26 protein-coding genes and 2 pseudogenes are annotated in these 24,374 nt (G+C 66.4%); 19 read left to right on the top strand and 9 right to left on the bottom strand.

What is annotated here, in order from left to right:
* The first annotated feature begins 60 nt into the window (after positions 1-60).
* Positions 61-990, top strand: a complete 930-nt coding sequence (locus L0M17_RS09415) for a LysR substrate-binding domain-containing protein (RefSeq protein WP_241053713.1) — start codon at positions 61-63, stop codon at positions 988-990.
* Positions 991-1,134: 144 nt separating this feature from the next.
* On the top strand, positions 1,135-1,356 hold the full coding sequence (locus tag L0M17_RS09420) for a hypothetical protein (RefSeq protein WP_241053714.1): 222 nt from the start codon (positions 1,135-1,137) through the stop codon (positions 1,354-1,356).
* 137 nt (positions 1,357-1,493) lie between these two features.
* On the opposite strand, the pseudogene L0M17_RS22910 reads toward L0M17_RS09420, so the two are convergent.
* The 3 genes and pseudogenes from L0M17_RS22910 to L0M17_RS09435 form a co-directional block, all read right to left on the bottom strand.
* Positions 1,494-1,703, bottom strand: a pseudogene (locus L0M17_RS22910) (hypothetical protein); the annotation flags it as partial.
* Between the two features lie 74 nt (positions 1,704-1,777).
* Positions 1,778-2,461: a 4-carboxy-4-hydroxy-2-oxoadipate aldolase/oxaloacetate decarboxylase gene (locus L0M17_RS09430; RefSeq protein WP_241053715.1), complete on the bottom strand. Its 684-nt coding sequence runs from the start codon at positions 2,459-2,461 to the stop codon at positions 1,778-1,780.
* Between the two features lie 92 nt (positions 2,462-2,553).
* Complete coding sequence (locus tag L0M17_RS09435) at positions 2,554-3,762, bottom strand: aspartate transaminase (RefSeq protein WP_241053716.1); 1,209 nt, start codon at positions 3,760-3,762, stop codon at positions 2,554-2,556.
* A gap of 197 nt (positions 3,763-3,959) precedes the next feature.
* Between L0M17_RS09435 and L0M17_RS09440 the strand changes: the two are divergent.
* A pseudogene (locus tag L0M17_RS09440) lies at positions 3,960-5,017 on the top strand (L-idonate 5-dehydrogenase).
* Positions 5,018-5,029: 12 nt separating this feature from the next.
* On the opposite strand, the gene L0M17_RS09445 reads toward L0M17_RS09440, so the two are convergent.
* Entirely contained in the window at positions 5,030-5,830 is an 801-nt protein-coding gene (locus L0M17_RS09445) for an IclR family transcriptional regulator (RefSeq protein ID WP_241053717.1), read from the bottom strand.
* Between the two features lie 71 nt (positions 5,831-5,901).
* On the opposite strand from L0M17_RS09445, the gene L0M17_RS09450 reads away from it, so the two are divergent.
* From L0M17_RS09450 to L0M17_RS09480, 7 genes are all read left to right on the top strand, one after another.
* The gene (locus L0M17_RS09450; RefSeq protein ID WP_241053718.1) at positions 5,902-6,927 is read left to right on the top strand and encodes a 2-dehydro-3-deoxygalactonokinase; all 1,026 of its coding nucleotides are present in this window, start codon (positions 5,902-5,904) and stop codon (positions 6,925-6,927) included.
* Complete coding sequence (locus L0M17_RS09455; RefSeq protein WP_241053719.1) at positions 6,924-7,529, top strand: 2-dehydro-3-deoxy-6-phosphogalactonate aldolase; 606 nt, start codon at positions 6,924-6,926, stop codon at positions 7,527-7,529. Before L0M17_RS09450 ends, L0M17_RS09455 begins: the two co-directional genes overlap by 4 nt.
* 25 nt (positions 7,530-7,554) lie before the next feature.
* On the top strand, positions 7,555-8,703 hold the full coding sequence (dgoD, locus tag L0M17_RS09460) for a galactonate dehydratase (RefSeq protein WP_241053720.1): 1,149 nt from the start codon (positions 7,555-7,557) through the stop codon (positions 8,701-8,703).
* A 23-nt stretch (positions 8,704-8,726) separates the two neighbouring features.
* The gene (locus L0M17_RS09465; protein ID WP_308196913.1) at positions 8,727-9,083 is read left to right on the top strand and encodes an SDR family NAD(P)-dependent oxidoreductase; all 357 of its coding nucleotides are present in this window, start codon (positions 8,727-8,729) and stop codon (positions 9,081-9,083) included.
* A 119-nt stretch (positions 9,084-9,202) separates the two neighbouring features.
* On the top strand, positions 9,203-10,132 hold the full coding sequence (locus L0M17_RS22700) for a tyrosine-type recombinase/integrase (RefSeq protein ID WP_241053722.1): 930 nt from the start codon (positions 9,203-9,205) through the stop codon (positions 10,130-10,132).
* Between the two features lie 115 nt (positions 10,133-10,247).
* Entirely contained in the window at positions 10,248-10,727 is a 480-nt protein-coding gene (locus L0M17_RS09475; protein ID WP_241053723.1) for a hypothetical protein, read from the top strand.
* A 246-nt stretch (positions 10,728-10,973) separates the two neighbouring features.
* Positions 10,974-11,786: a G1 family glutamic endopeptidase gene (locus L0M17_RS09480; protein ID WP_241053724.1), complete on the top strand. Its 813-nt coding sequence runs from the start codon at positions 10,974-10,976 to the stop codon at positions 11,784-11,786.
* A gap of 83 nt (positions 11,787-11,869) precedes the next feature.
* Here the strand turns inward: L0M17_RS09480 and L0M17_RS09485 are convergent, their stop codons facing one another.
* Positions 11,870-12,007: an IS3 family transposase gene (locus L0M17_RS09485; protein ID WP_241053725.1), complete on the bottom strand. Its 138-nt coding sequence runs from the start codon at positions 12,005-12,007 to the stop codon at positions 11,870-11,872.
* Positions 12,008-12,193: 186 nt separating this feature from the next.
* Positions 12,194-13,201, bottom strand: a complete 1,008-nt coding sequence (locus L0M17_RS22705; protein WP_241053726.1) for a Tn3 family transposase — start codon at positions 13,199-13,201, stop codon at positions 12,194-12,196.
* A gap of 67 nt (positions 13,202-13,268) precedes the next feature.
* Between L0M17_RS22705 and L0M17_RS09495 the strand changes: the two genes are divergently transcribed.
* Positions 13,269-13,682: an SDR family oxidoreductase gene (locus L0M17_RS09495; RefSeq protein ID WP_308196914.1), complete on the top strand. Its 414-nt coding sequence runs from the start codon at positions 13,269-13,271 to the stop codon at positions 13,680-13,682.
* Here the strand turns inward: L0M17_RS09495 and L0M17_RS09500 are convergent, their stop codons facing one another.
* Positions 13,683-15,674, bottom strand: a complete 1,992-nt coding sequence (locus L0M17_RS09500) for an APC family permease (protein WP_241053728.1) — start codon at positions 15,672-15,674, stop codon at positions 13,683-13,685.
* 302 nt (positions 15,675-15,976) lie between these two features.
* Here L0M17_RS09500 and L0M17_RS09505 point away from each other — a divergent pair, with 302 nt between their 5' ends.
* Positions 15,977-16,969 (top strand): hypothetical protein, encoded by a 993-nt coding sequence (locus L0M17_RS09505; protein WP_241053729.1) that lies wholly within the window; start codon positions 15,977-15,979, stop codon positions 16,967-16,969.
* Positions 16,970-17,160: 191 nt separating this feature from the next.
* Positions 17,161-17,334, top strand: coding sequence for a hypothetical protein (locus tag L0M17_RS09510; protein ID WP_241053730.1), 174 nt, complete (start codon positions 17,161-17,163; stop codon positions 17,332-17,334).
* A 102-nt stretch (positions 17,335-17,436) separates the two neighbouring features.
* On the opposite strand, the gene L0M17_RS09515 is transcribed toward L0M17_RS09510, so the two are convergent.
* Positions 17,437-18,471, bottom strand: coding sequence for an NAD-dependent epimerase/dehydratase family protein (locus L0M17_RS09515; RefSeq protein ID WP_241053731.1), 1,035 nt, complete (start codon positions 18,469-18,471; stop codon positions 17,437-17,439).
* A 128-nt stretch (positions 18,472-18,599) separates the two neighbouring features.
* On the opposite strand from L0M17_RS09515, the gene L0M17_RS09520 reads away from it, so the two are divergent.
* From L0M17_RS09520 to L0M17_RS09545, 6 genes are all read left to right on the top strand, one after another.
* Positions 18,600-19,142: a DedA family protein gene (locus tag L0M17_RS09520; protein WP_241053732.1), complete on the top strand. Its 543-nt coding sequence runs from the start codon at positions 18,600-18,602 to the stop codon at positions 19,140-19,142.
* On the top strand, positions 19,139-19,957 hold the full coding sequence (locus L0M17_RS09525) for a thioesterase family protein (protein WP_241053733.1): 819 nt from the start codon (positions 19,139-19,141) through the stop codon (positions 19,955-19,957). Before L0M17_RS09520 ends, L0M17_RS09525 begins: the two co-directional genes overlap by 4 nt.
* Positions 19,958-19,959: 2 nt before the next feature.
* Positions 19,960-20,718, top strand: coding sequence for a lipoate--protein ligase family protein (locus tag L0M17_RS09530; protein ID WP_241053734.1), 759 nt, complete (start codon positions 19,960-19,962; stop codon positions 20,716-20,718).
* A 67-nt stretch (positions 20,719-20,785) separates the two neighbouring features.
* Positions 20,786-21,019, top strand: a complete 234-nt coding sequence (locus L0M17_RS09535) for a hypothetical protein (protein WP_241053735.1) — start codon at positions 20,786-20,788, stop codon at positions 21,017-21,019.
* Complete coding sequence (locus L0M17_RS09540; protein WP_241053736.1) at positions 21,012-21,353, top strand: type II toxin-antitoxin system PemK/MazF family toxin; 342 nt, start codon at positions 21,012-21,014, stop codon at positions 21,351-21,353. Before L0M17_RS09535 ends, L0M17_RS09540 begins: the two co-directional genes overlap by 8 nt.
* Positions 21,354-21,411: 58 nt before the next feature.
* Entirely contained in the window at positions 21,412-22,668 is a 1,257-nt protein-coding gene (locus tag L0M17_RS09545) for an MFS transporter (protein WP_241053737.1), read from the top strand.
* A gap of 15 nt (positions 22,669-22,683) precedes the next feature.
* Here L0M17_RS09545 and L0M17_RS09550 read toward each other — a convergent pair whose 3' ends face one another.
* Positions 22,684-24,366 carry a sensor histidine kinase gene (locus tag L0M17_RS09550; RefSeq protein WP_308196848.1) on the bottom strand — a complete coding sequence of 561 codons (1,683 nt, stop codon included), beginning with the start codon at positions 24,364-24,366 and terminating at the stop codon, positions 22,684-22,686.
* Between the last annotated feature and the right edge of the window lie 8 nt (positions 24,367-24,374).

Genomic DNA, 24,374 nt, shown 5'->3' on the forward strand with positions numbered 1-24,374 from the left:
TTGGCTTATGACGGTTGCTCTGCGGAGCAAGTGCAGCTACGGCGGTGAAGGGCGGAGACGGTGGACACGCGAAAGCTCGAGTACTTCGTGAAGATCGTCGATTCTGGCAGCATCACGAAGGCCGCCGCGGCCCTCCACGTGGCGCAGCCCGCCCTGAGCCAGCAGGTCTCCGCCCTCGAGAAGGATCTCAAGCAGCGGTTGTTGATCCGGAGCAAGCAGGGCGTAGAGCCCACCGCAGCCGGCCATGCGCTCTACCGTCACGCCCAGACGATCCTGCGGCTCGTCGACGAGGCTCGCCAAGACGTGGCGACGTCGGGCGATGCCCCGTCCGGCCGCGTTTCCATAGCCATCGCGCCATACAGTATGGCCTCGAGCCTGGCTCCCCAGATCGTCGGCGAGGTGAGGCGTCGGTACCCGGATATCATGCTGCACCTCACGGAGATCGTGGGCGGAGTGCTGAGCGAGGCCATCAAGAACGGCAAGCTCGACATGGCCCTCATCTACGAACCGGGGGAGATCCGCGGCGTGCGGTTCACCACGATGATCGTCGAGGACCTCTACGTCGTGACGAACCCCGAGGTTGAGCTTGAGGTCGACGCCAACGACGCCGTTTCCTTGCGCGAGGTGGCAAAGCTCGACTTCTTCCTGCCGGAGAGCAACCACACGATCCGTCAGCTGGTCGACAAAGCCCTTGCCGAACAGGGGCTCTCCCTCCGGCTTGCGGGCGAAGTGGAGTCCGTGCCCTCCTTGTGGCGCCTCCTCCGCGCGAATCTGGGGGCGACGATCCTGCCGAGGTCGGCAGCGGATGCTCTCTTTCCAGACCAGAACTTCAGAGTGCACCGGATCATCGAGCCCGCACTGCAGTGCAAGATTGCGCTCTGCACGGCGGATCATGAGCCTATGTCGGAGGCGGCCTCAGCCGTGCTCATCCTGCTAAGGGACATGGTCAAGGCTCAACTCCTCGCACACTACGGTTCCGACGCCGTCTGAGTCGAGTGGCCGATCCATAGCATCGGCTTATCAAGGCACTCCAGTTTGATCTTATTCTTCCGCGATTGCGCTGCATACCATTGAGTTATCGGATCAATTCCATAGACCGCCAGAGCCTGTTCTAGCAGCGCAAGGAAGCCTGAAATGAAAAAGATCAGCCACACCAGTTGGAATCTCCGGAAGTCGCACGAGGTCATTGCGTCCACCGGATCGCATTGCCCCGCCAACGGGCTGTGGCAGCCCCTCGATTCTTCGGTCGAACCGATGTTTGTCTTCGAAGGGAGCATTATGCCGGCGCATGCGGGTGGAAGTGTGGAGTGGATGCTCGTGCAGACCACGAATAGGATCCTCGAGCACTCGCTGTAAGCGAGCACTCGTTGTAAGAAATTGGAGTTTCGGAGGCTGAAGGGCGCCTTGCCCGAGCAAGGCGCCCTTCAGGTGCCTAGACTCCCCGGACCCCGTCCAGGAACTGCTGCGTGCGCTCCTTGAGCCCCTCGAGGCGTTACGTCGTTCTTCGCATACACGGCACGGCAGAGCTCGCACAGGACGGACCGGTTCTTCCTGGCGCCGCCCTCTGGCGCGCGCAGCAGGACCGAAGTGAACTTTGAGGCCTCGGAGCGACTGGCGTTGATGAAGGACGAGCGTGGCCATGAAGGCCGCCCCGCAATCCGCGGCACTGTGCACGCTGTGGGTGCGCATGCTCGACTCCTCATCCCCAAGGACCGTGCCTCGAGAGAAACGTGAAAGCTGATTTCCAGCCTTCCTAATCTAGTGCATCGACGCCGGTCTACTCCTCGACCAGCAGTCCCTTGGCCTTGAGGACCTCGGTGAGCTTGCACAGCTCGATCGTCGTTCCGCCAGCGTGGTAGGCCTTGATGAGTTCATCCTCCGCGTCCACGCGTGCCTGCGAGAGCTTGATGACATCCTCGGCTTCCTCCAGTCGGACGACGACGACGCCGTCCGCGTCCCCGCGGAGGATGTCGCCCGGGTACACGATCTCGTCGCCGAAGACGATCGGGTGGTTGATAGGGCCGAGCGTCTCCTTGACCGTTCCCTTGATGGAGATGCTGCCTGAGAACACGGGGAGCCCAAGATCGATGAGGTCCGCTGTGTCCCGGACCCCTGAATCGGTCACCATCGCGGCGATCCCCTTGGCCTTCATGGCGTTCCCGAGGACGTCTCCGAACGTGCCCGCCTCAGGGAATTCGCCGGCACCGACGAGGACGACGTCGCCGCGCTGCGCGTAATGGATCGCCACCTGGAGCATGAGGTTGTCACGCGGAGCGCAGCGCACGGTCACCGCGGGGCCGCAGAAGGACATGGAGCGGTCGATCGGCTTGATCCGCGAGCTGAGCGCTCCTTTCCTTCCCTGAGCCTCATGGATAGTCGCCGACGAGAATTTCGCGAGGCGCTCGACGACGTCCTCGGCGGGGCGCTCGAATTTTGTCTTGACGTGGATCAGCTGTTCCATGGTTCTCTCTTTGTGGATGACTCGAGGCTTTATGGAAGGCTCGAGGCGTTATGGAAGGGTCACGGCCTATGGATTGGTAGAGGCGTTATGAATTAGTTGAGCGCGCGCACGGCTTTGTCGATTGCCTCCACACCCGCCTTGATTGTTTCGAGCGAGGTCGCAAAGGAAATTCTGAAATAGGGGCCGAGACCATATGCCGAGCCTGGGATCACGGCCACCGACGCGGCGTCGAGCAGGTACAGGACGAAGTCCTGGTCGTCTTCGATGAGAGCCCCGCCAGGCGTCGTCTTTCCGATTGCGCACGCACACCTCACGTAGGCGTAGAACGCGCCGTCGGGGGAGGTGCAGGAGAGGCCGTCGATTGCGTTGAGACCGGCGACTGCGGCGTCGCGGCGTTCGCGGTAGGCGTTGACGCAATCGGCCACGAAGCTTTGATCGCCTGTAAGTGCCGCTGCGGCCGCGGCCTGGCTGATGGAGGAGGGGCAGGATGAGATCTGGGACTGGAGCTTGTTGATCGAGGCCACCAGCGCCGCGGGCCCGAGCCCGTAGCCGAGTCGCCATCCGGTCATCGCATAGGCCTTCGAGACGCCGTTGACCATGAGGATGCGGTCGCGGAGCGCTGGTGCGGCCGCGACCAGGCTCGCAGCTCGCCCCGTCCCGAAGTAGATCTCGTCGTAGATCTCATCGGTCAGCACCTGAACGTGGGGATGCTCCGCAAGAACGGCTGCGAGGGCCTCGAGCTCGCCTTCCGTGTAGACGACGCCAGTCGGATTCGAGGGAGTGTTGAGCACGAGCCACTTGGTGCATGGGGTAATGGCGGCTGCAAGGGCCGCGGGCGTCAGCTTGAAGTCCACCTCGTCTCCGCACGCGATGATGACCGGGCTGCCATCATTGGCGAGGACCATGTCGGGGTACGAGACCCAGTAGGGCGCCGGGATGATGACTTCGTCGCCTTCATCAAGGGAGGCCATGAATGCGGTGAAGATGACCTGCTTCGCGCCGCCTGCGATCGTGATCTGGTTCTCGCCGTAGGTTGCACCAGTACGGCTTTCGACGTGCTGGAGGATCGCGGACCGCAATTTCGGGGTCCCAGTGACCGAGGTGTACTTCGTCTCGCCGGCCTCCATCGCTGCGATGGCGGCCTGCTTGACGTGCTCGGGGGTGTCGAAGTCCGGCTCGCCGACCGTGAGGTCGATGATCGAGCGCCCTTGGGCCTTGAGCTCTCGGACTCGGGCTGCAGCGAGGACGCTCGCCGATTCCTTAATACGCGTGACCCGTGAAGCCGGCTGATATCCGGACATATCTCCTCCAGAGACGTGGGTAGAAGTCTAGAACTTCTCTCGAGCCTAGATAACCGATGGCGCTTCTGGATAAGACGTATATCAGGTGGGCGGATAAGAAGGTCTTATGACGTTCAACCGGCGTCGTCACCGTATGATTTTTAGGGCAAGATAACCCCCGAATTCTTGGTTCAATCATTCGTCGAAGAGAAGAGACAATGGCACATCCCAGTCACGGTGGCGTGCGCGCCGTCGTCGCCCACGGACGAGACGATCTGCGCGTCGACGTTCTCGACGAGCCGGCCCTCGGCCAGAACGAAGCCCTCGTGGCCATCGAACTCGGCGGCATTTGCGGCTCGGACCTCCACTACTGGCTGCGCGGGGCTGCGGGAGAGTCGATTCTGCGGGAGCCGCTTGTTCTGGGCCACGAAGTCATCGGCGAGTAGTGCGGGCGGCGGAGGATGGAACAGGGCCGCGTCCGGGCATTCGCGTCGCCGTCCATCCCGCGACCAAGGGGCCAACAGGCGGTCCGAGGTTCCCGTCCGACCGCCCGAACCTCTCGCCCGGTGGGACGTATCTTGGCAGTGCGGCGACGCATCCGCATCGGAACGGTGCCTTCGCGGACCTCGTCGCACTTCCCGCGCGGATGCTGCGTCCCATTCCCGACGGACTCGACCCGCGATCGGCAGCGCTCATCGAGCCGTTGAGCGTCGCGTGGCATGCAGTGAACCGGGCGGGCGACGTGCGCGGGAAGCGCGTCCTCGTGGTCGGGGCGGGCCCCATCGGCGCGCTCGTCGTCGTCGTCCTCGCGCACCACGGGGCGCGCGAGATCGTCGTCACGGATCTCTTCGATGCGCCCCTCGAACGCGCCGCGGGGCTTGGTGCCCATCGGAGCGTGGTCGCGACGGAGGCGGGGGAACTCGAAAGCCTCGACGCCGACGTCGTCATCGAATCCTCAGGAAGTGCGCCTGGGCTGCGCACGGCCATCAGGGCGGCCACTCGGGGAGGGCGCGTCGTCATGCTCGGTCTCCTGCCGCCTGGAGACCAACCAGTGCTGGTCTCAACGGCGATCGCGCGGGAACTCGAACTCGTCGGCTCGTTCCGCTTCAACGACGAGATCGACGAGGTGATCGCGGCTCTCAGCGCCGGGGAGATCGACCCCTCGCCAGTCGTCACGCACGTGTTCGGCGTCGACGAGGCGCTCGAGGCGTTCGCCACCGCAAGGGATGCCTCGGCATCTGGGAAGGTGCTGCTGCGGTTCGGCGCCGAGGGGTAGCCCTGCGCCCGCTCACCCGCTGTAGCCGAGTGACCGCGAGATGGATCGGGCGGCCTTCTGGACTACGGGGACGAGACCGCGCATCCGCTGGGCAGGCATGAAGGGCTTTGTCGCGGAAACACTGACGGCGGCGACCACCTGGCCGCCCGCGTCGCGAACAGGGGCAGCCACGCACCGGATCCCGGGCTCATTCTCTTCGAGATCCATCGCGGCGCCGTGTTGGGAGTACTCGTGCATTCGGCGGAGGAAATCCTCGACGGGACCGCCGTCCCCGGAGTGCTCGGCCTCGTAGAGCCTCTGCCAGTCGTCGCCGCGGTCGAGGATGAGGGCTTTGCCGATGCCGGTCCGTGTGAGTGGCATGCGGTGCCCGATTCTCGACCGCATCTCGGCGCCGCGCGTGCCTTCGATCTTGTCGAGGTACAGAACCTCGCCGCCGTCCACGATCGCAAGGTGGACGGTGTCCTGGACCTTCTCGGCGAGCTCTTCCAGGATGGGCCGCGCGACGACGGGCAAGGGGTTCTGGTGGAGCGCCTGGAAACCGAATTCGATGAGCGTTGGCCCGAGGGCATAGTCGCGCCCAGCGGCGACCCGGAGGTACCCGTACCGATCGAGCAGCTGGACGAGCCGGTGTGCCGTGCTGCGCCCGATCCCCGTCGCCTCAGCAACGCTCTTGAGATCGTGGGCGCCCTGGGCTACGGCTCGAACGACGTCGAGCCCTCTCGCCAGCGTCTGCGTGCCGGGCGGAAGCGACGGTTCGGCATCCCGCGCGAGCGGGCGGTTCTCTTGCGGCGGCAGGCCGGCATCGTGGGACACGTCCCTAGTTTACATCCCTATATCTGGGATGTAGTTCGACATGCTGGGACGAGGGGAGAAGACTTCCGAGCATGATCGAAATCCCTCCGCGCATGGTCGGCCTCGACTGGGGCACCACTTCCTGCCGGGCGTATCTCCTCGGCGAGGGCGGGGCCGTGCTGGACCGTCGGCTCGACGGTCGCGGGGTCCTCGCACTCTCTCACTCGTCCGAGAACCGCACTGCGGCCTTCGAACAGGAAATCGAGGGCCTCTGCGGAGATTGGCTGCGCCGCGACCCCGGGCTTCCGCTTGTCGCCTGCGGAATGGTCGGCAGCAACCAGGGGTGGGCCGAGGCGGACTACCGTCACCTCCCCGTGGACCTGACCGAACGACCGGAGTCCCTCACCGAGGTGCCGACCTCCCTGGGCTCGCTCTTCATCATCCCCGGCCTGTTCAAGGATGGAAAGGTTGGGAGCCCGAGCGAGCATCCGGACGTGATCCGCGGCGAGGAAACCCAGCTCCTCGGGGCGCTCCCCTCTCATGCGGAGGGTACAGACGACGACGGCGCGCGCTCACCCGCCGTCGTCGTCCTTCCCGGGACCCACACGAAATGGCTCCGCCTCGACGGAACGCTCGTCTCCGACTTCGTGACGACGATGACCGGCGAGCTCTTCGGCCTCGTCATGCAGCACAGCATTGTCGCGCGGCTCGCAGAGGAACCATCCGCTCCTGATATGGACGCCTTCGACCGGGGTCTCGACGTCGCCTTCTCCGCGGCCGGCCCGCTTCCTGCCCCTCCGACCGATATAGCGACCTCGCTCTTCTCCGCCCGGACCCTCGTCATGGCGGGAGAGCTCGAGCCGGCAGCCGTCAAGGACTACGTCTCGGGACTCATGATCGGGGCTGAGGTCGAGCGGTTCGCGCGCTGCTGGATCGGGGAAGAGGACAGGGCGGGCGGCCCGATCACGGTCTGCGCCAACGCCCAGCTCGGAAAACGATACGCGCGGGCACTGGAGCGAGCCGGCATCGCCTCGGCACTCGCGCCCGAGGACGCAGTGGTCGCAGGTCTGTGGCGCACCGCCGTCGCTCTGGGGCTCATCGAGAAGGAGAATTCATGACCACCGGACTCGTCGCCATCCTGCGCGGCATCACACCTCCCGAAGCCGAAGCGATCGGCCGCGTGCTGTATGGCGCCGGCTTCCGTTACGTCGAGGTTCCCCTCAACTCCCCGGATCCCCTGGAGTCCATCAAGCTCATCCGGGCCGCCCTGCCCGAAGACTGCGCGGTGGGCGCGGGGACCGTGCTCACGGTGGGGCAGGTCGAACTCGCGAAGGAGGCGGGCTCGGACATCATCGTCTCGCCGAATATGGATCAGGAAGTGATCCGGACAACGGTCGGGTCCGGGATGCGCAGCTACCCGGGAGTGGCAACCCCGAGCGAGGCGTTCGCGGCTCTCGCGGCGGGGGCGACGGCACTCAAGCTGTTCCCGGCGGATTCGGTCGGGATCGGCGGCATGCAGGCCTGGCGGCCGGTCCTGCCTGCGGGAACGGAAATTTTGCCTGTCGGCGGGATCTCGTCCTCGAACCTCGGCGAGTGGGTCGCCGCCGGGGCTGGCGGAGCCGGCATCGGCTCGACCCTCTACAAGCCAGGCCGCAGCGCCGAGGACGTCGGCCAGCGCGCAGCCGAGCTCATGGCCGCTTGGCGCGACGCCACCCGCTGACGGAATCAACTTCACTAGGAGAATCATGAAAGTCACGTCGTTGACGACGTACACCGTCCCCCCGCGCTGGCTCTTCCTCAAGATCGAGACCGACGAGGGCGTCACCGGCTGGGGCGAGCCCGTCCTCGAGGGGCGCGCGGCCACTGTCGCAGCCGCCGTCGAAGAGCTCGCCGACTACGTCGTGGGGCAGGATCCACGGAACATCGAGGACCTCTGGACCGTCATGTACCGCGCTGGCTTCTACCGCGGTGGGCCGATCATGATGAGCGCCATCGCCGGTATCGACCAAGCCCTGTGGGACATCAAGGGCAAGGCGCTCGGCGTTCCCGTCCACGAACTGCTCGGCGGCAAAGTCCGGGAGAGCATCCGCACGTATTCGTGGATCGGCGGGGACCGCCCTGGTGAGACGGCCGCGGCGGCCCGGGCCGCCGTCGACCGCGGCTTCACGGCCGTCAAGATGAACGGCACCGAAGAGCTGCAGTACATCGATACGTGGGACAAGGTCGAACGCTGCCTCGAGAACGTACAGGCGATCCGGGAGGCGGTGGGACCCAACATCGGCATCGGCGTTGACTTCCACGGGCGCGTCCACAAGCCCATGGCCAAGGTGCTCATCAAGGAGCTCGAGCCGTTCAAGCTCATGTTCATCGAGGAGCCGGTGCTCTCCGAGCATGCAAGCTCGCTGCTCGACGTCATGCGGAACACGCCCACTCCGATCGCCCTGGGGGAGAGGCTCTACTCCCGCTGGGACTTCAAGGAGATCCTGGCCACCGGTGCCGTGGACATCATCCAGCCGGACCCGTCGCACTGCGGGGGCATCACCGAAGCCCGGAAGATCGCGAACATGGCTGAGGCGTACGACGTAGCCCTCGCGCTGCACTGCCCGCTTGGCCCGATCGCGCTCGCTACGTGCCTGCAGATCGATGCCGGCTGCTACAACGCGTTCATTCAGGAGCAGAGCCTCGGGATCCACTACAACACGTCCAACGATCTGCTCGACTACGTCACCGACCCGTCCGTCTTCGACTACCAGGACGGCATGGTGAAGATCCCGGGCGGCCCGGGTCTCGGCATCGACGTGAACGAGGAGTACGTCGTGGAGCGGGCGGCCGAGGGTCATCGTTGGCGGAACCCCGTGTGGCGGCACAAGGACGGCTCGGTGGCCGAGTGGTAGGGGCGCCGGCGGTCGGCGCACGCGTGCTGTGGGTCACGGGCGGAGGCAGTGGAATGGGTCGCGCCGCCGCCGTTGCTGCAGCGGCTTCAGGCTGGAAGGTCGCCGTCAGCGGACGGCGCCCCGACGCCGTCGCCGCCGCGGCCGACGACGTTCGGCAGCAGGGCGCGGAGGCGCTCGAAGTTCCGGTCGACGTGCGGGATGCGGGGGCGCTCCGGGAGGCCCATGACCGGATTTCCGGAGCATGGGGCCCCGTGAACGGCCTGGTGGTCTCTGCCGGCCTGAACGCTCCCCGCCGTTCCTGGTCCGACCAGTCGATGGACGAGTTCGCAGACATTGTCGACACGGGGGTCGGGGAGCAGGCTCGCGAAAAGTGGCGCTAAGGAGTTACGGCAGATAGTGGCATACTATCTGCCGTAACCCGCGAATCGTCCTGCCGCGGCGACGGTCCCGCGCACGGGAGAGTCTGGAAACTATCTGCCGTAGAGTGGAAGGCGGTCCGGTGGGATCGGTGGGCACGCTTCCGGCCCGGGCGGCCGGGGTCCGGTTGGCGGACGCGGTGAGGGTATTCCTCGGCACGATCTCGGCGGCGAACACGCGCCGCGCCTACGCCGCGGCGCTGGATCGGATGGTACGCGACTTCGGCGCGGACGGCGATGTCGGGCTGTTGGACCCCGACCGGGTGTCGGGATGGTTCGACTTCGTGTGGGGCGGCAAGGCACCCAAGACGTACAACCTTCGGCTCACCGCGGTGTCGACGGCGTGCGCCTACTGGCGCGATCAGGAGTGGCTGACCGGCGATCCGGTGTCGCGGCTTCGGGCGCGGCCGACCGCTCCGGACAACAGCAGGGCTATGACCGCCGCCGAGGTCGAGGAGCTGCTGGGCACGGCCGCGCCGCTGCGGGAGCAGGTGTTCTGGTCGATGCTCTACGAGTCCGCCGCGCGGGCGGGGGAGATTCTGAATCTCGACATCGAGGATCTGGACACCGTGAACCGGTGCGCGACGGTCACCCGCAAGGGCGGCGCCCGGGACGTCGTCGACTGGCAGACCGGCACCGCGCGGCTGCTGCCCCGGCTGATGGCCGGCCGGAAGAAGGGACCGCTGTTCCTGACCGACCGCAAGGCCAAGCCGTCGATCGCCAAGGCCGACACCGACGGCTCGACCGGCCGCGCCCGCCTTTCCTACCGCCGCGCCGCGGCGCTCCTCGAGGAGCACACCGCCGGGATGCGACGCGGACCGTTCACGCTGCACCAGCTTCGGCACTCGCGGTTGACCCACGCCGCGGAGAAGGGCGCGTCCACGCCGATGCTGATGGCGTTGAGCGGGCACACGTCGGTGCGCAGTCTGGTGAAATACGCGAAGGTGTCCGCCGAGGCGCTGGGGCGCTGGCAGGCCCAGACGGATCCCGCCGCGCGGCGGCACTCGCGCTGAGCGCCGTTTGGGGTGGATTGAGAAAACGGAGAGCGGAGTACGGTAATCGGGTCCTACCACGGACATCCCTGCGGGGAATAGATCGCCCTCCGCCCCGCGCGGTACATTCAGGGATGTGCAGCGCGCTCTCCGAGGTTCCGTAGCCGCCATCGTGCTAGGCCTGCTCCTGACCGGATGCGGGTCATCCAACGCCGGGCAATCTACCGGGTCGCCCGGCGTCAGCGACATCACAGCCACCCCGGTCCCGAGCACGTCCCGCACCCCGCTCCTCCTGTGCGGGCACGACTACTTCGGCGCGATGATCCCGTACGTGGTGGACGCGACCTCATCGGATGCGATCACCATCCCGGCGAACGAGAAGATCGTCCTGCGCCTCAGCGACGACTGCGCCAACGGCGCTGCAGTGCAGGTGGCGCCCGGCTCCGCATTGTCGCTCAGCGAATACTTCCCGGACCAGAATCATCCCGTGGCCGCCTGGGCCAGCTCGCCGGCTGGCGACTCCACTCTCAAACTCACATCGGCCACTGGGCAGGTCAGGACGGTGACCGTACGTGCAGGGTCGGGTGTCACCAACTCCAGCCCCGCAGGTCCTTAGGATGGGAGCGACAACCGCTTCTGGCAGTTGTAGGCGGCCAAGACAGATTCTCAGGATCTTGTAAACAAATGGTCATTGACCTTACGGATCCTGTCAGATATTTTCACGGTCGTGAGATCCAAACGATGGATATACGCCTTTGCTGCCGCCTGCCTTGCGATGGCCGGAAGCCTATCAGCAGGCGCTAGCGCCGATGCCGCGGAACCCTCACCGGTAACGCATCAGGTATCGAACTGTGGCCGTCCGATGACGGTCACATCTCCTTCCTCCCCGGGGGCGGAACTCTCACCGACTCAGGCGGGCGCTCCAGCGCACTCGCCGATCTTCGCCAAAGCCGCCCAACTCCACGTCAGGTGGCTGCCCAAGGTCGACTGCAAGGAAGTCGCCGTCCACAGCCCCAAGGTTCCTCCCAAGACGGCCGCCACACCTTCCGGGAACTGGTCCGGATATGCGGCCTCAACATCTGCACCGAACTACGCGCAGGCCGAGTGGACCGTCCCTGCCGTGACGGAGAACGGCAGCGAGCCCGCCTACTCCAGCATCTGGCCCGGGATCGGCGGCATGGACCAGACGAATGAGCTGATTCAGGACGGCACCGAGCAGGACGCCGCAGCCAACGGACAAACCACTTACTTCTGGTTCGAGCTGTACCCCATCGAGAACCAGATGGAGATCACGAACCTCGTTCCAAACGTGGGCGACGACGTTGCAACCGACATCTACTGGGCGAACGGAACGGCAGACTTCACCCTCTGCGACTACACCCAGAACACCTGCGTGACAGGGTCGCAGTCTTCGCCAGCGCCCGGGAATACAGCCGAGTGGATCGTGGAAAGGACCTCGATCAACGGAACGCTTCCCGACCTCGCGAACTTCAACCTGGTCAACTTCACGAATTCCTACTACGACGTCGATGCCATGGGCAATGTCGAATACACCCCCGCGAATGGCGGAGATTCGGTCTTCATGCAGGACTCCGCCGGCTACACCATGGCCTACCCAGGCAGCCTTTCGCCGGATGGCACTTCGTTCACCGACTACTGGGAGTCATACAACTAGGGTTCTGAGCAAGCCTCAGTGATCGAGGAGGAGGGCCGGGTTTCTGAACTGGTCCCCGATAGTTGGACTGGCCAAATAGGATTCTAGGCCGCGAGGGCCTGGGCACGGTATTGCACCGGGCTCAGGCCCTCGAGCTTCGTGGAGATTCTTTCGGTGTTGTACCAGTAAGCGCAGCCAGACCGAATTCTCAGTCCAACTTCCGGGGAGCAGTTCAGTTTCATGGCCCTCCTCCTCCAATATCGCGGTGCGTGCGGGCTCTGGGATGGGCATCGAGCGCCGGAGAGCGGCGCTCTTGCGGGAGGTCTGTGAACGCGTCCGCGGTGTCGTCGGCCTGTATGCGGGCAGACCACGTCGGCGGCTTCGGTTCCGGAACGGTCCACCGCGGCAGCGCCGCCAGCTCGACTCGCCTATTCGTCCTCGGCGGCGTCCAGGTCGCGTAGCGGTCGGTGGACTCCGCCGAGGTCGGGCAGGTGGAAGCTGTAATGCCCGTCGATGCCGATGTGTGCGCGCACGAACGCCGACAGTCGCTCGACGTCGGCGTCGAGCACCGGGTAGCCCCCGGCACGCAGCGCTGCGAGGGCCCGGTTCTCGTAGACGGTGTTCCACACGACGATGCAGTTGAGCACCAGACCCAGCGCCGAGAGCTGGTCCTCCATGCCCTCGTAGTAGGCGCTGGTCATCTCGCCCTTGCGTCCGTGGTAGACCGTGCGCGCCAGGCCGTGGCGTCCTTCGACCAGGTTGGCCTGGGTCTTGCCCTCGCGCCGGTAGGGTTCGTCGTCGGCCAGGCGCAGGATGTGCAGGGTCTTGAAGATCCGCCCGAAATGGGCGATGGCCTGTCCCAGCCCGGTCGGCTGTCCGTCGCACGAGATCATCCGAGTGACCTCGTGCGCGGACACCTCGCCGACGTGGATCGACACCGCGATCCGGCACATATCATCCCAGTGCGCGGCGATCTTGGCCGTGTCGATCACCCCGCGCGCCGCCTTGTCCAGCGGCCCGTAGTCGCCGAAGATCGCCTTCGGGCCGTCCCCGGTCATCCACGCCTGATCAACGATCCATGCCGACAGTTCCGACTCCACCTCGCCGAAGGACTTCAGCCCGTACGCCTGCTGAATCTCGCGGGAGTGCTCGAATCGAGTCTCCCGCCGGTCAAGGTACCGCTTGACGCACCACGGGTCGGCGATGTCCAGTTGCTCGGCCAGGTACTCCACCAGCTGCGACGGAACACCGAGAGGGTCGGGTAGGAACATCCCCAGGTGACGCACAGTGACGACCTGAAGAGCGAAGCCCAGGCGGTTGTAGTCGCGCCGCCGCGCAGCAATCAGCCGCCGATCCTCGTCATCGAGGTAGCAGTAACGCTCCAGCTCCTGCCGAGACAACGTGCCGAACCGCCCGTAGCCGCCCTCATCAGTCACAGCGCTATGAAATCACTGCCTGCCACGACGACGCTCGCAGTTCGCTGCCTAACGCCACTTTTCTCAGATCTGCTCCCCATGCCCCGACACGAACCTCACGGGCGTAGCGCGCGTCGTCGACCTCGTTCTGCCGGGAATGAGGTCGGCCGGCGAAGGGAACATCGTGGTGGTCTCGTCGCGCTCGGCATGGCGATTCTCGCCGGGCGCCGGCGCGGCCTACATGTCGAGCAAGGCCGCGCTCGGCATGCTCGTCGCCTCGGTGAACGACGAGGAGGGCGTCAATGGGATCAAGGCCTGCCACCCGTGCCCGGGAGACGTGGACAGCGACTTCCTTGACCTTCGACCCAACGTGCCCGGCGATGAGCAGCGCGCATCGATGCTGAGCCCCGAGGACGTCGCGCGGTCGGTCCAATTCGTGCTTGAGGGCCCGCGCCACGTGCGCATCGACGAACTCGTCATCACGCCTGTGGGCCAGAGGTAGTCAGCCGACGTGGATCCGGGGCCGAAGCGCCGGATCGGGCTCGTTCTGGCGGATGATCTCGCGGACGACGGGCGGCGTATCGCCCCGCCCCAGCAGCAGGTAGCGCATGAGGTGGGCGAGGGGATTGCCCTCGGACCATTCGAAGTGTGCCTGCGGGATGGCTCCCGTCGCGTCCCGCATCGCGAACAGGATGGCTGCTATCGCATTGGGCGCCGCCGGGCTCGACGTCCGCAGGACCCGGTGGCGCCCCGCCACCTCGACGCCGTGCACGTTCAGCGTCCCACTGAAGTCGGACGGGTCCGCGATCTCGACCTCGAGGAACAGGACGTCGGCACCGCCCGGCACAGGATTCAGCTCGCGCTGGGACGCCTCCTTCGCGGTGTACTCCGCTTCGTCCTGGGTCTGAGGGCGATTGGCGATGATGTCGAGCCGGCCGTCGTATTCGAGTGACTCCACGATGAAGCGCCGCGCCTCGTCGTCGAAGAGGATGCGGTCCGCGCGGAGCTCGGTCGTCCGGCTCACCCGCGAGACGAGGGAGACGATGATGATCCCGGCGACGAACATCGCCGAGATGCTCAGTCCGTCAGGCTTCTCGATGATATTGGCTCCCAGCGCGTAGAGCAGGATGAGGCTCAGGATGGAGAAGGCGACGGCGGCGCCCTTCTGACGACGCCGTCCGGCGGAGATGCTCACGGCAATCGCGCCGGAGACCATCATGGCGAGGATCCCGGTCGCGTAGGCGCCGGCTTGGGCGTTGACGTCCGCGCGGAACACGAGCGTGATGATGACGCTGATCGCCGTGTAGACCAAGACGACCGGGCGGATGTGGCGCGCCCACTCTGGGGCCATGCCGTAGGACGGCAGATAGCGAGGGACGATGTTGATGAGCCCTGCCATCGCCGAGGCCCCCGCAAACCACAGGATCAGCACGCTGCTGATGTCGTAGACCGAGCCGAAGATGGGGCCGAGGCTCACGTGGGCGAGATACGCCAAGGCCCGCCCGTTGGCAGGAGCTCCCGGCTGGAATTCCGCCGGAGGGATGAGCAGGGTCGTCACGAGGCTGCTGCCGATGAGGTACGCGCTCATGATGACCGCAGCGGTCGTCAGGAGCTTGCGAGTGTTCCGGATGCGGGACTCGAGCCTCTCCTCCGGTGCCGAGCCTTCCGAGGCAACGAGGGGCATCATGCTTACCCCGGTCTCGAACCCGGAGAGCCCAAGGACCAGAAGCGGGAAGGCGAGGACCGACGTTCCGAGGATTCCCACGGGTCCGCCGCCCGAGGCGCGGGCGAGCGCTTGACCCCAATTGCCGACGACGACGGTGGGGTTGGCGAGGATCTGGGCGACCCCGACCCCGATCACCACAGCGTTCAGGATGAGGAACACCGCGACGAGCGGGATGGCGACCGCAACGGCCTCGGTGAAGCCGAGCAGGAACACCCCGCCGAGGATGAGCAGCAGGACGAGGGTGATCGTGACCGCTTGGCCATCCAGGAAGCGGGGCAGCAGGGGGTTCTCGACGAGGTGCACGGAGGCGTCTGCCGCGGACAGGGTGATCGTGATGATCCATGACGTCGCTACGAAGCCCAGCAGGACGAGGACGAAGATCTTCCCCCGCCAGAACGGCAGGAGGTGCTCGAGCATCGCAATCGAGCCCTGACCGTGCGGGCTCTCCTTGGCCACTCGCCGATACATGGGGAGCATCCCGATCAGGGTCAGGGCAACGATGAGCAGGGTCGCGATCGGGGAGAGCGCGCCGGCGGCGAGGGCGGCGATTCCGGGGAGATACGAGAGGGTGGAGAAGTAGTCGACGCCTGTCAGGCACATGACCTTCCACCAGCGTTGCTGGCTCGACTTGTCCTCGGGAGACTCGGGGCCTGCCGGCTGATGGACGCGCTTCTCCAGCAGCCACTGCTCGAATCGACCGCGTGTGCCTTGCTTACGCACCCGGCCGGGCACGCTCTCCGGCATGGAATACCGCACCGGTGCGCTCATCGCTCCTCCTTCAAGGCCCTGGAACCTCGGCATGCGCGTCTCGTGGGGCGCCCGTACGGGCACCCACACGGAATAGTTCCCGCTTCTGCGGAAGAGAATCAGCCCGTATAGTTCCCGCTTCTGCGGAAGAGAATCAGCCCGTATAGTTCCTGCTTCTGCGGAAGAGAATCAGCCCGTATAGTTCCTGCTTCTGCGGAAGAGAATCAGCCCGTATAGTTCCTGCTTCTGCGGAAGAGAATCAGCCCGTCTCAATAGGTGAGGTCTTCGGAGCCTCCGCGCCGACCGGCGCCTATGCTGGCCCCATGGATCTGGCCGCCGAAGCGTCGGAGCTCTATGCCTTGCTACCGGGCGAGTTCACGGCGACCCGGAACGAGCGGGCGAAGGCGGCGAAGGCAGAGGGGAATGCCTTGCTTGCCAAGCAGATTGGACGCCTCCCGAAACCGTCGACGGCGGCGTGGGCCGTGAACATGCTGGCCCGACGCCGTGCGGACGAGATCGGCAATGTTCTCGATCTCGGCGAGGAGCTGCGACGCGCCCAGGACGAGCTGGATCCCGCAAGCATGCGCGAGCTGGGCCAGCAGCGGCACCGCCTCCTGAGCGCCGTCGTCCGTGAGGGGCGCTCGGTGGCGGAGGAACTGGGGGTGGGCATCAGCGATGCCGCCGCCTCCGAAATGGAACAGACGCTGCGAGCGGCCATGGCAGATCCGGACGCTGCTGCCGCCGTCCGCAGCGGTCAGCTCGTCCGCACACTCTCGAGCAATGGCATCGAGCCGGTTGACCTCGCAGGTGCCGTCGCGGTTCCGGGGGCCCTCCCCGAAGGGGACGGCAGACGCTCCGGGGCAGCCGAGAAGCCAGCCAAGGGCGGTGCGAAGGATGCCGCGAAGGAGGCGGCCGAAGGCGCCGCAAAGGGCGCCACGAAGGAGGCGGAGAAGAGTGATCGAGAGTCCGAGCGGCGCGGCGAGGAAGCTGAGAGGCGGCGTGCCGAGGAGGCCAGAGAGCGTGAGCGCCAGGAGGCGCAGACCGAGCTTGAAGAAGCCGAGCGCGGGGCGGAGCAGGCAGCGGCGGAACTGGCGGAGGCAGAGCGGAGCGTGTCCGAAACAGCCGCGCGGCGCGAGGGAATCTCGAAGGAACTCGACGACCTGCGCGAACAGGTGGCCGAACTGGAGGTTCAGCTCGAAGCCGTCGAACGCGAAGCGGGCTTCGCGGAGCGCGCGCGGAGGCTTGCATCGCGACTCGCCGAGCAGGAGCGTCGAGCGTTGGATCGGGCGCGCGAGCGGCTCGACCGGCTTTCCTGACCGGCGGGAGGTGACCGCTGGACTCAGAACGTCACAAGGCCTGTGCCATCCATCACAAACGGCACGTGCGGGGGCTTGTGCATGGCAAAGTCGATAGTGCCGCGCTCAAAGAGGAGCCGGTGCCAGGTGCGAAATCGTCCACTAAGAGGCGGCCGCGCACCGGCCACGACCATCAAAGAAGGCAAAGGCGCATGAGCTTTGATAGCCACTCGGTAACCCTCAAGATCTGGGACCCCGCTACCCTCGACCACACGCTGGATGCAGCTGTCACCCATGTCTCGACCAAGTCAAGCGCTCCCCGCGAGCGGGTCAAGGTAACTCGGAGCGGGCCGGACACGTTCACCGTCGGTCTTTCCGAGGACTAGTCCCGGAGCCAAGACACAGATTCAAAAGGCGGAAGGCGGGGCGGCAATTGTGCCGTCCCTCCTTCCGCCTCTCAGGGTTCCGGGCAGAGTCCAGCAGCTCGCTCACTTGATTGCCGACTGCTGGCCAGGCCTCAGGGAGGGCGAGGCCTCGACTCCGGATGCTTCCTGCATCCCGCCGAGGACGGCAGCGATCGCTTCCTGTGACGTCCGCCGCGCTTCCCAGCCGAGCTCCTCGCGTGCGCGGCGGGTGTCCATGACTGGCACCTGGAGCGCCATGTCGATCCACCCGGGGTCCGAACGTTGGAGTCGAAGCTGCCAGGAAGCCCAGGCAAGGCTCCGCAGGGCGCCCTTGGGGATCGGGATCGAGCTGCGAGCGCCGACGACGGGCGGGAGAGTTGTGCTGTCGAGGACTGGTTCGGCGGCGATGTTGAACGCGCCCCTCGCGCCGGAGACGAGCGCGAGGCGGTAGGCCTCCGCGACGTCGTCCGCGTGGACGGCCTGGAAGACCATGCCCGGGGGCATCGGCAGGATTGGTGGGCGGAGCCTCGCCACCTGTACGGGGATGAACGGCCCAAGGAAGAATCGCCCGACCTCGGAGGCCTGACCCGACTGGAAGATGAGGCCGGGCCGCAGCCGTGCGATGGCCATCTCCGGGTGGGCCGCCTCGACGTCGTCGAGCAGGCGCTCGACCGCAGCCTTGTGCCGGCTGTAGTGGGACGTATGGATGCCGCCGGTGGGCCACTTCTCGTCGATGCGGCGGTCCTTGGGAGCCGGGCTGTAGGCGCCGACTGAGGACGCATACACGATCTGGCGGACACCCGCCGCTACGGCTGCGTCGAATACGTTCGAGCTGCCGGTGACGTTTGTGGCGAACAGTTCGGACTCGCGGTGGTTCGGTTGGATGAGCCAGGCGAGGTGGACGACGGCGTCGCAGCCCGCGAACGCCTCCTTGAGCTGCGCTTGGGCGGCGGGAGCGCTGATGTCGACGGATCGCCACTTCGCGTGGCGATAGGGCTCCGCGCCTGCATCCGGCGTGCGGCGCTCGATGCCGATGACGTCGTGGCCCCCCTCGGCGCCGAGGCGTCGCAGCAGCGCGGTTCCGACGTTTCCTGTGGCTCCCACGATGGCGATGCGCATGTGCGTGCTCCTTCGGAATCGGTGTTCTCCCCTTCTCCTGCCCAGTGCGAGGGCGGGCAAGCAACCGAAAGCGGGGCCGGACCTCGACTAGACTGGCTGTTCAGTGCTGTCGCGAGGAGGGGGAGAGGGTGTCGCTCGATCAGCTGCTCGAGCTGCCCTTCGAAGCCGCAGTCGCGGCCCTGTTCGCCATCGTCCTGTGCCGGACCAACGGCACGTACTGGCTCGGGAGGGGCCTCGCCGCCGGCTACGGAAAGACAAGATGGGCGAAGCGCTCGCGCCCCGGACGGCTCGCCCGTGCCCGTCGGCTCATCGAGCGCTGGGGACCGTTCGCCGTCGTCCTCACGTTCCTGACCGTCGGGCTCCAGACGACAGTGAACCTGGCCGCCGGGATGGCCCGCATGCCCCTCCGGTACTACATCCCCGCGACGGTTGTCGGGTCTGCCGCGTGGGCTTTCATCTACGCCACGGTCGGTCTCGCCGCCGTCGAGCTCGTCTTGGAGAATGCCCCGGCCTCGCCCTGGGCGTGGGCGCTCGCCGGCGCGGTGCTGGCCGCCGTCGTCGTCCGCTTTTCGCTTGCAGTGCGCCGCCGCGGGAAGTCCGCGGAAGCGGATGCCGTTAAGGTTGACGAGGCGCGCGAGGGCGCTGCGCCGGAGGAAAGGAACACCACGTGACAGAGACGCAGGAGGCGAGCGAGCAGATCGAGCTCGCGCAGGGCGACTTCTATTACGAGGACCTCGGTGGCGGCCGGTACCGGTCCACCATTCATGCCCAGGGCGCATGGAACGCGCACGAGCAGCACATGGCGCCCCCGTCCGGACTACTCGCCCACGCCCTTGAGCTCCACGAGCCACGCGAGGGCCTCCGGATCGCACGGATCAGCTACGAGATCCTCGGCCTGATCCACGCAGGGGACTGCGAGGTCACGACGGAGACTCTGCGGCCCGGCCGCACCATCGAGCTCATTCAGGCCGAGCTCTCGACCAAGGGCCGCGCCGTTATCCGCGCAACGGCCTGGCGTCTCGCCCAGAGCGACACGTCTTCCGTCGCAGCCATCGAAGATCCGCGGATTCCGATGCGCGAGGACTGCGAGCGCTGGGACGGGACGACTGAGTGGCCAGGCGGGTACATCCGCTCGCTCGAGATGTATCAGGCTCCGGATCACCGCTCCGGCAATGGGACGGTGTGGATCCGCACCCCGTACCCCCTGATTGATGGAGTCACGAGCCCGGATTGGGTGCGCCTCATGGGCCTCGTCGACACCGCGAACGGGATTGCGACCCGCGTCCCGCCGGGACCCGGGAGCTGGGCCTTCCCGAACGTCGACCTTCAGATCCATCTCTACCGGCAGCCGTCAGGCGAGTGGCTCGGGATCGACAACGCCGTCTCGTTCGGTGCCGATGGCATCGGCCTCACTTCCTCGATTCTGCATGACGACGACGGCCCGTTCGGCCGGGCGGAGCAGATCCTCACGATCCGGCGGACCTGAGCATGGCTGTCTGGAACGACGGCACAGTAGCGCCGCTCGCGATCATCGAGGACCGTGACACGAACGACGCCGCGGCGCAGCTCGCACGAGCGGCGGAGATCCTGGACGAGGTCAAGCGCGGACTGCGGGGACCGACCCTGCGTCTCTACCGGCCGCGCCCGACGATGGCGTTCGGCCAGCGGGACACTCGCCTTGCGGGCTTCGAGGCCGCGCGCGCTGCGTCCTTTTCCCGGGGCTTCGAGCCGGTCGTGCGGAAGGCTGGCGGGCGCGCCGCGGCGTATCACGAGGGCACGCTGATCGTGGACCACATCGAGCCCGCAGCAGAGGCGATGGTGGGACACCGGCGCCGCTTCGAGGTGTTCGGTGAGCTTTACGCGGACGTCCTCCGGAGCATCGGCGTCGACGCTCGGGTCGGGGAAATCCCGGGCGAATACTGCCCGGGCGAGTACAGCGTGCACGGGGTTCCGGGGGAACGGACGACGGCGGGGGGGTTCGTCATGCCCGCAGGTCCCGTCAAGCTCGTGGGGACGGCGCAACGCGTGGTCGCAGGAGCTTGGCTCTTCTCGTCCGTCTTCGTGGTGAGCGACGCGGCGCCCGTCCGCGAGGTGCTCACCGACGTCTACCGCGCACTCGAGCTGCCGTTCGAGCCGACCACCGCGGGCGCGGCGGACGACCTCGTCCCCGGCCTCACGGTCGACGACGTCGAGCAGTCACTCCTCGCGATGTACGCCGAGCAAGGCGCCCTCGCGGCCGCGCTCTGACCGGACTGACGCGGCGACAGACGCGCAGTTCCGATGCTGAGGTATCCCGATTCCGTATACTTCGGGTATGGCCGTCACAACGATCAAGGTCACGACAGAACTGCGTGACCGCATCTCGAGCGATGCCCGCAGTCAGCACCAGCCGGTTGGGCAGTTCTTGGCGTCGCTGCTCGACGACTGGGAGCGTCGTCAGCGTATGGAGGAGCTGGCCCGCTCGATCCAGTCGAGTCCGCCAGATGAGGCCTATTGGAGCGAGTTCGCGGCGTTCGATGCCATCAGCTCCGGCCTCGACCGTGAGTGAGCTCGTTCGGGGATCAGTCATCTGGGCCGCGCCGGACCCTACCGTCGGCCGAGAGCAGTCGGGCCGGCGTCCGCTCGTTGTGGTGGCGTCCGACGCCTACCTTGCAACAGTGACCGAACTGGTGCTCGCGGTGCCAGTGACAACGACGGCCAGAGGCTGGCCCAACCACATCCCGCTCACCGGTCCGACCGGTCTGCAGGAAGCGTGCTTCGCAATGACCGAGCAGATACGCGCAATCTCTCGGGCGCGGATCGACAGGATCGCTGGCACAGTGGACAGCGGGACGCTCGTCGGGATCGACCTGTGGCTCCGCGATTTCCTCGGCTTGCACTGACAGAGGTGGTGGTCGGTGAACTCTGCGCTTTCGGATCCATCTGTGAGAAAGGCGACCCTTGGCACCCCTGACTGAGCGATCGAACCGTCTCGGCCCGGTCGGCTTCGTACTCGCGTTCGGGATCGTGAGCATGCTCGCCGACGTGGTCTACGAGGGAGCCCGCTCGATCACCGGACCGTTCCTCGCCACTTTGGGCGCGTCGGGAGCCTTGGTCGGTTTCGTCACGGGCTTTGGCGAGGCCGTATCGCTCGTGCTGCGCCTGGGCACGGGGCCCTTGGCTGATAGGACCCGCCGGTACTGGCCCCTCAGCATCTCAGGGTATGTCATCACGATTGTTGCGGTGCCCATCCTCGCGTTCGCGCAGACCCTTTGGCAGGCCTCCGTCCTCGTGGTCGCCGAAAGGTTCGGCAAAGCGGTGCGAACGCCTGCCCGCGACACGATGCTCTCGCACGCCGGCGCCGTCATGGGGCAGGGTAAGGCCTTCGCGGTCCACGAGGCACTCGACCAGTCCGGAGCCTTTGCGGGGCCCCTGCTCGTTGCACTCATGGTCGCAGTGTCGGGCTATCAAGCAGGGTTCGGGATTCTCGCCATTCCCGGTGTACTGGCATTGGTCGCGGTTCTGTGGGTCCGTCGCGCCGTGCCCACACCGGAGCGCTACGACCACGAGCTGCCAGAGCGCCCTGATCAAGCGGACGGCGGTCAGCCAGACGCAGGGCAGCCGCCAGCACTGCCCCAGCCAGCCAAGAGCCCTCTGCCCCGCCGGTTCTGGTGGTACAGCGCCTTCACGGCCGCCTCGATGCTCGGCTTCGCGACCTTCGCTGTGATCTCGTACCACCTCGAGGTGCGCCGGGTTCTTCCGGAGCCGCTGATCCCCGTGGCCTACGCAGTGGCGATGGGCGCAGCCGCCCTTGCCGCTCTCGGTTCGGGCGCCCTCTACGACAGATTCGGACTGGGCGGCCTCCTCATCGCTCTCCCGCTCGCGGCCGCAGTACCGTTCCTGTCCTTCAGCACCGATCCCACGCTCGTCTGGGTTGGCGCTGCCGTGTGGGGGGCGGCCATGGGCATGCACGAATCGACTCTTCGCGCCGCCGTCGCGGACCTCGTGCCCAGCGCTCGCAGGGGGACGGCCTATGGCACCTTCACAGCGATCTACGGCGTCGCATGGCTCGCCGGCTCGACCATTATCGGGGCGCTCTACCAGACCTCGATTACGGCCGTCGTCGTCTTCACCCTCGCCACCCAAGCGCTGGCTCTGGTTCTCATGATCCCGCTCCTGCGGGGCGGGCGCCGGGGCCTCAAGGGGTCGGCGGGCTGAGGGGGCGCATGGCCGCTAGTGGGTGGGTGGGAGTGGGATCCGCCAGCGCACCGTGGTTCCGCGCTCCGAGGTCGACTCGATGACGCAGTCGCCTCCGAGGGACTCTGCGCGATGGCGCATGTGGTCGAGTCCGCTGACTCGTCCGGGGTTGTCGAAGCCCTGTCCATCGTCCTCGACAAGGACTTCGAGGGCTGCGGCCTCCGCGGCGAGGGAGACAGTGAGATTGGCGGCGCCCGAGTGCTTGACGGCGTTGCTCACCGCTTCGGAGACGACGGCGAGGACTTGACGCGCTATGGGCGAGGGGATGTCGTCGACCCGGCCGGCAATGTTGAACCGCGGAACGACGGATGCGTCGCGGACGGCCCCGGTCACGAGGTCCACGAGGGCACGCGAGAAGGCCTGTTCGCCAGGCTTGGTTCCTTCCCCCAGTGAATAGATGGTGCTGCGGAGCTCTCTGATGCTCGCATCCAGTTCGTTGGTGATGGCGGCGATCTTCGCTTCGCTCCCGGAACCCGCTGTAAATCCGCGGAGGCCCTGAATGCTGAGACCGACCAGGAACAGGCGCCTGATGACCAGATCGTGGAGGTCAAGGGCTATGCGATCACGGTCGAGCCCGATTAGCACCTCTTCCCTCCGGCGGCGCGCTCGGTTCAGGCCGAGGGCGAGGCCCACCTGCGAGCCGAATACCACCGCCGACTCCAGATCGGTCTGGCTGTACTGGCCGGTACCCGCCCGGCGGGCCAGGAGGAGGATCGGCCCCTGCTGGCTCGCATGCCCCAGTGGAATGACGAGAACATCGCCGAGCTTCTCGGCAGTCCCCCCATCGAAGAGGGCCGAAGGATCGTGTATGAGCACGGGTCGTCCTTCTGCCACGGCGTTGGCGAGGGCCGGCGGGCTGGGCAGGCGGGCACCCTGCGGGAGAGCGAGGTCACCCACAAATGACTTAGCCGAAAGGAAGCCCTCGTCCCCACGGTCCTGATCCGCCATGATCGCAAGGACCGACTCGGAAGCCTGAAGCGCCCATTCGGCGACCAGATCCAAGTCTTCTTCAGGAGCCCTGCCGCCGTTGGAGATGAGCTCTTCGCTCGTGGTCATTCCCGCCTCTAGCCACCGTTGCCTCCGCCGGCTCACGTCGTAGAGCCGCGCGTTCTGGATGGCGACCCCGGCTGCGGCGGCAAGGGCAATCGCGAGTTCTTCGTCCTCGACCGTGAAATCCTGTCCGTTCGCCTTCTCAGTGAGGTAGAGGTTGCCGAAGATCGCCTCCCTCACCCGAATGGGGACGCCGAGGAAGGTCTTCATGGGCGGATGGTTCTCAGGGAACCCGACGGAGACCGGATGCTGGTGAAGGTCGTGCAGCCGCAGGGGCTTGGGGTCCCGAATGAGCTGGCCCAAGACTCCGTGGCCCGTCGGGAAATCGCCGATCAGGCGCACTTGGTCGTCGTCGATCCCCACGGTGATGAAATGGCTGAGCCTTTGATCCTCGCCGAGCACCCCGAGCGCGCCGTACTGGGCTCCGACAAGCTCGCAGGCGGACTGCACGACCCGTTCGAGTACCGATTGGAGCGAGAGGTCCTCGGCAATCGAGATGACCGCGCCTATGAGGCTGTTCATATGGTCTTGGATGCGGACGAGCTCTTCGGCGCGCTCGACGAATTCGCGCAACAGGTCCTGGACCCGTCTGGGCATCTCGCCAGACACTGGACCTC

Source organism: Sinomonas terrae (assembly GCF_022539255.1).
GTDB classification, from domain to species: Bacteria; Actinomycetota; Actinomycetes; order Actinomycetales; family Micrococcaceae; genus Sinomonas; species Sinomonas terrae.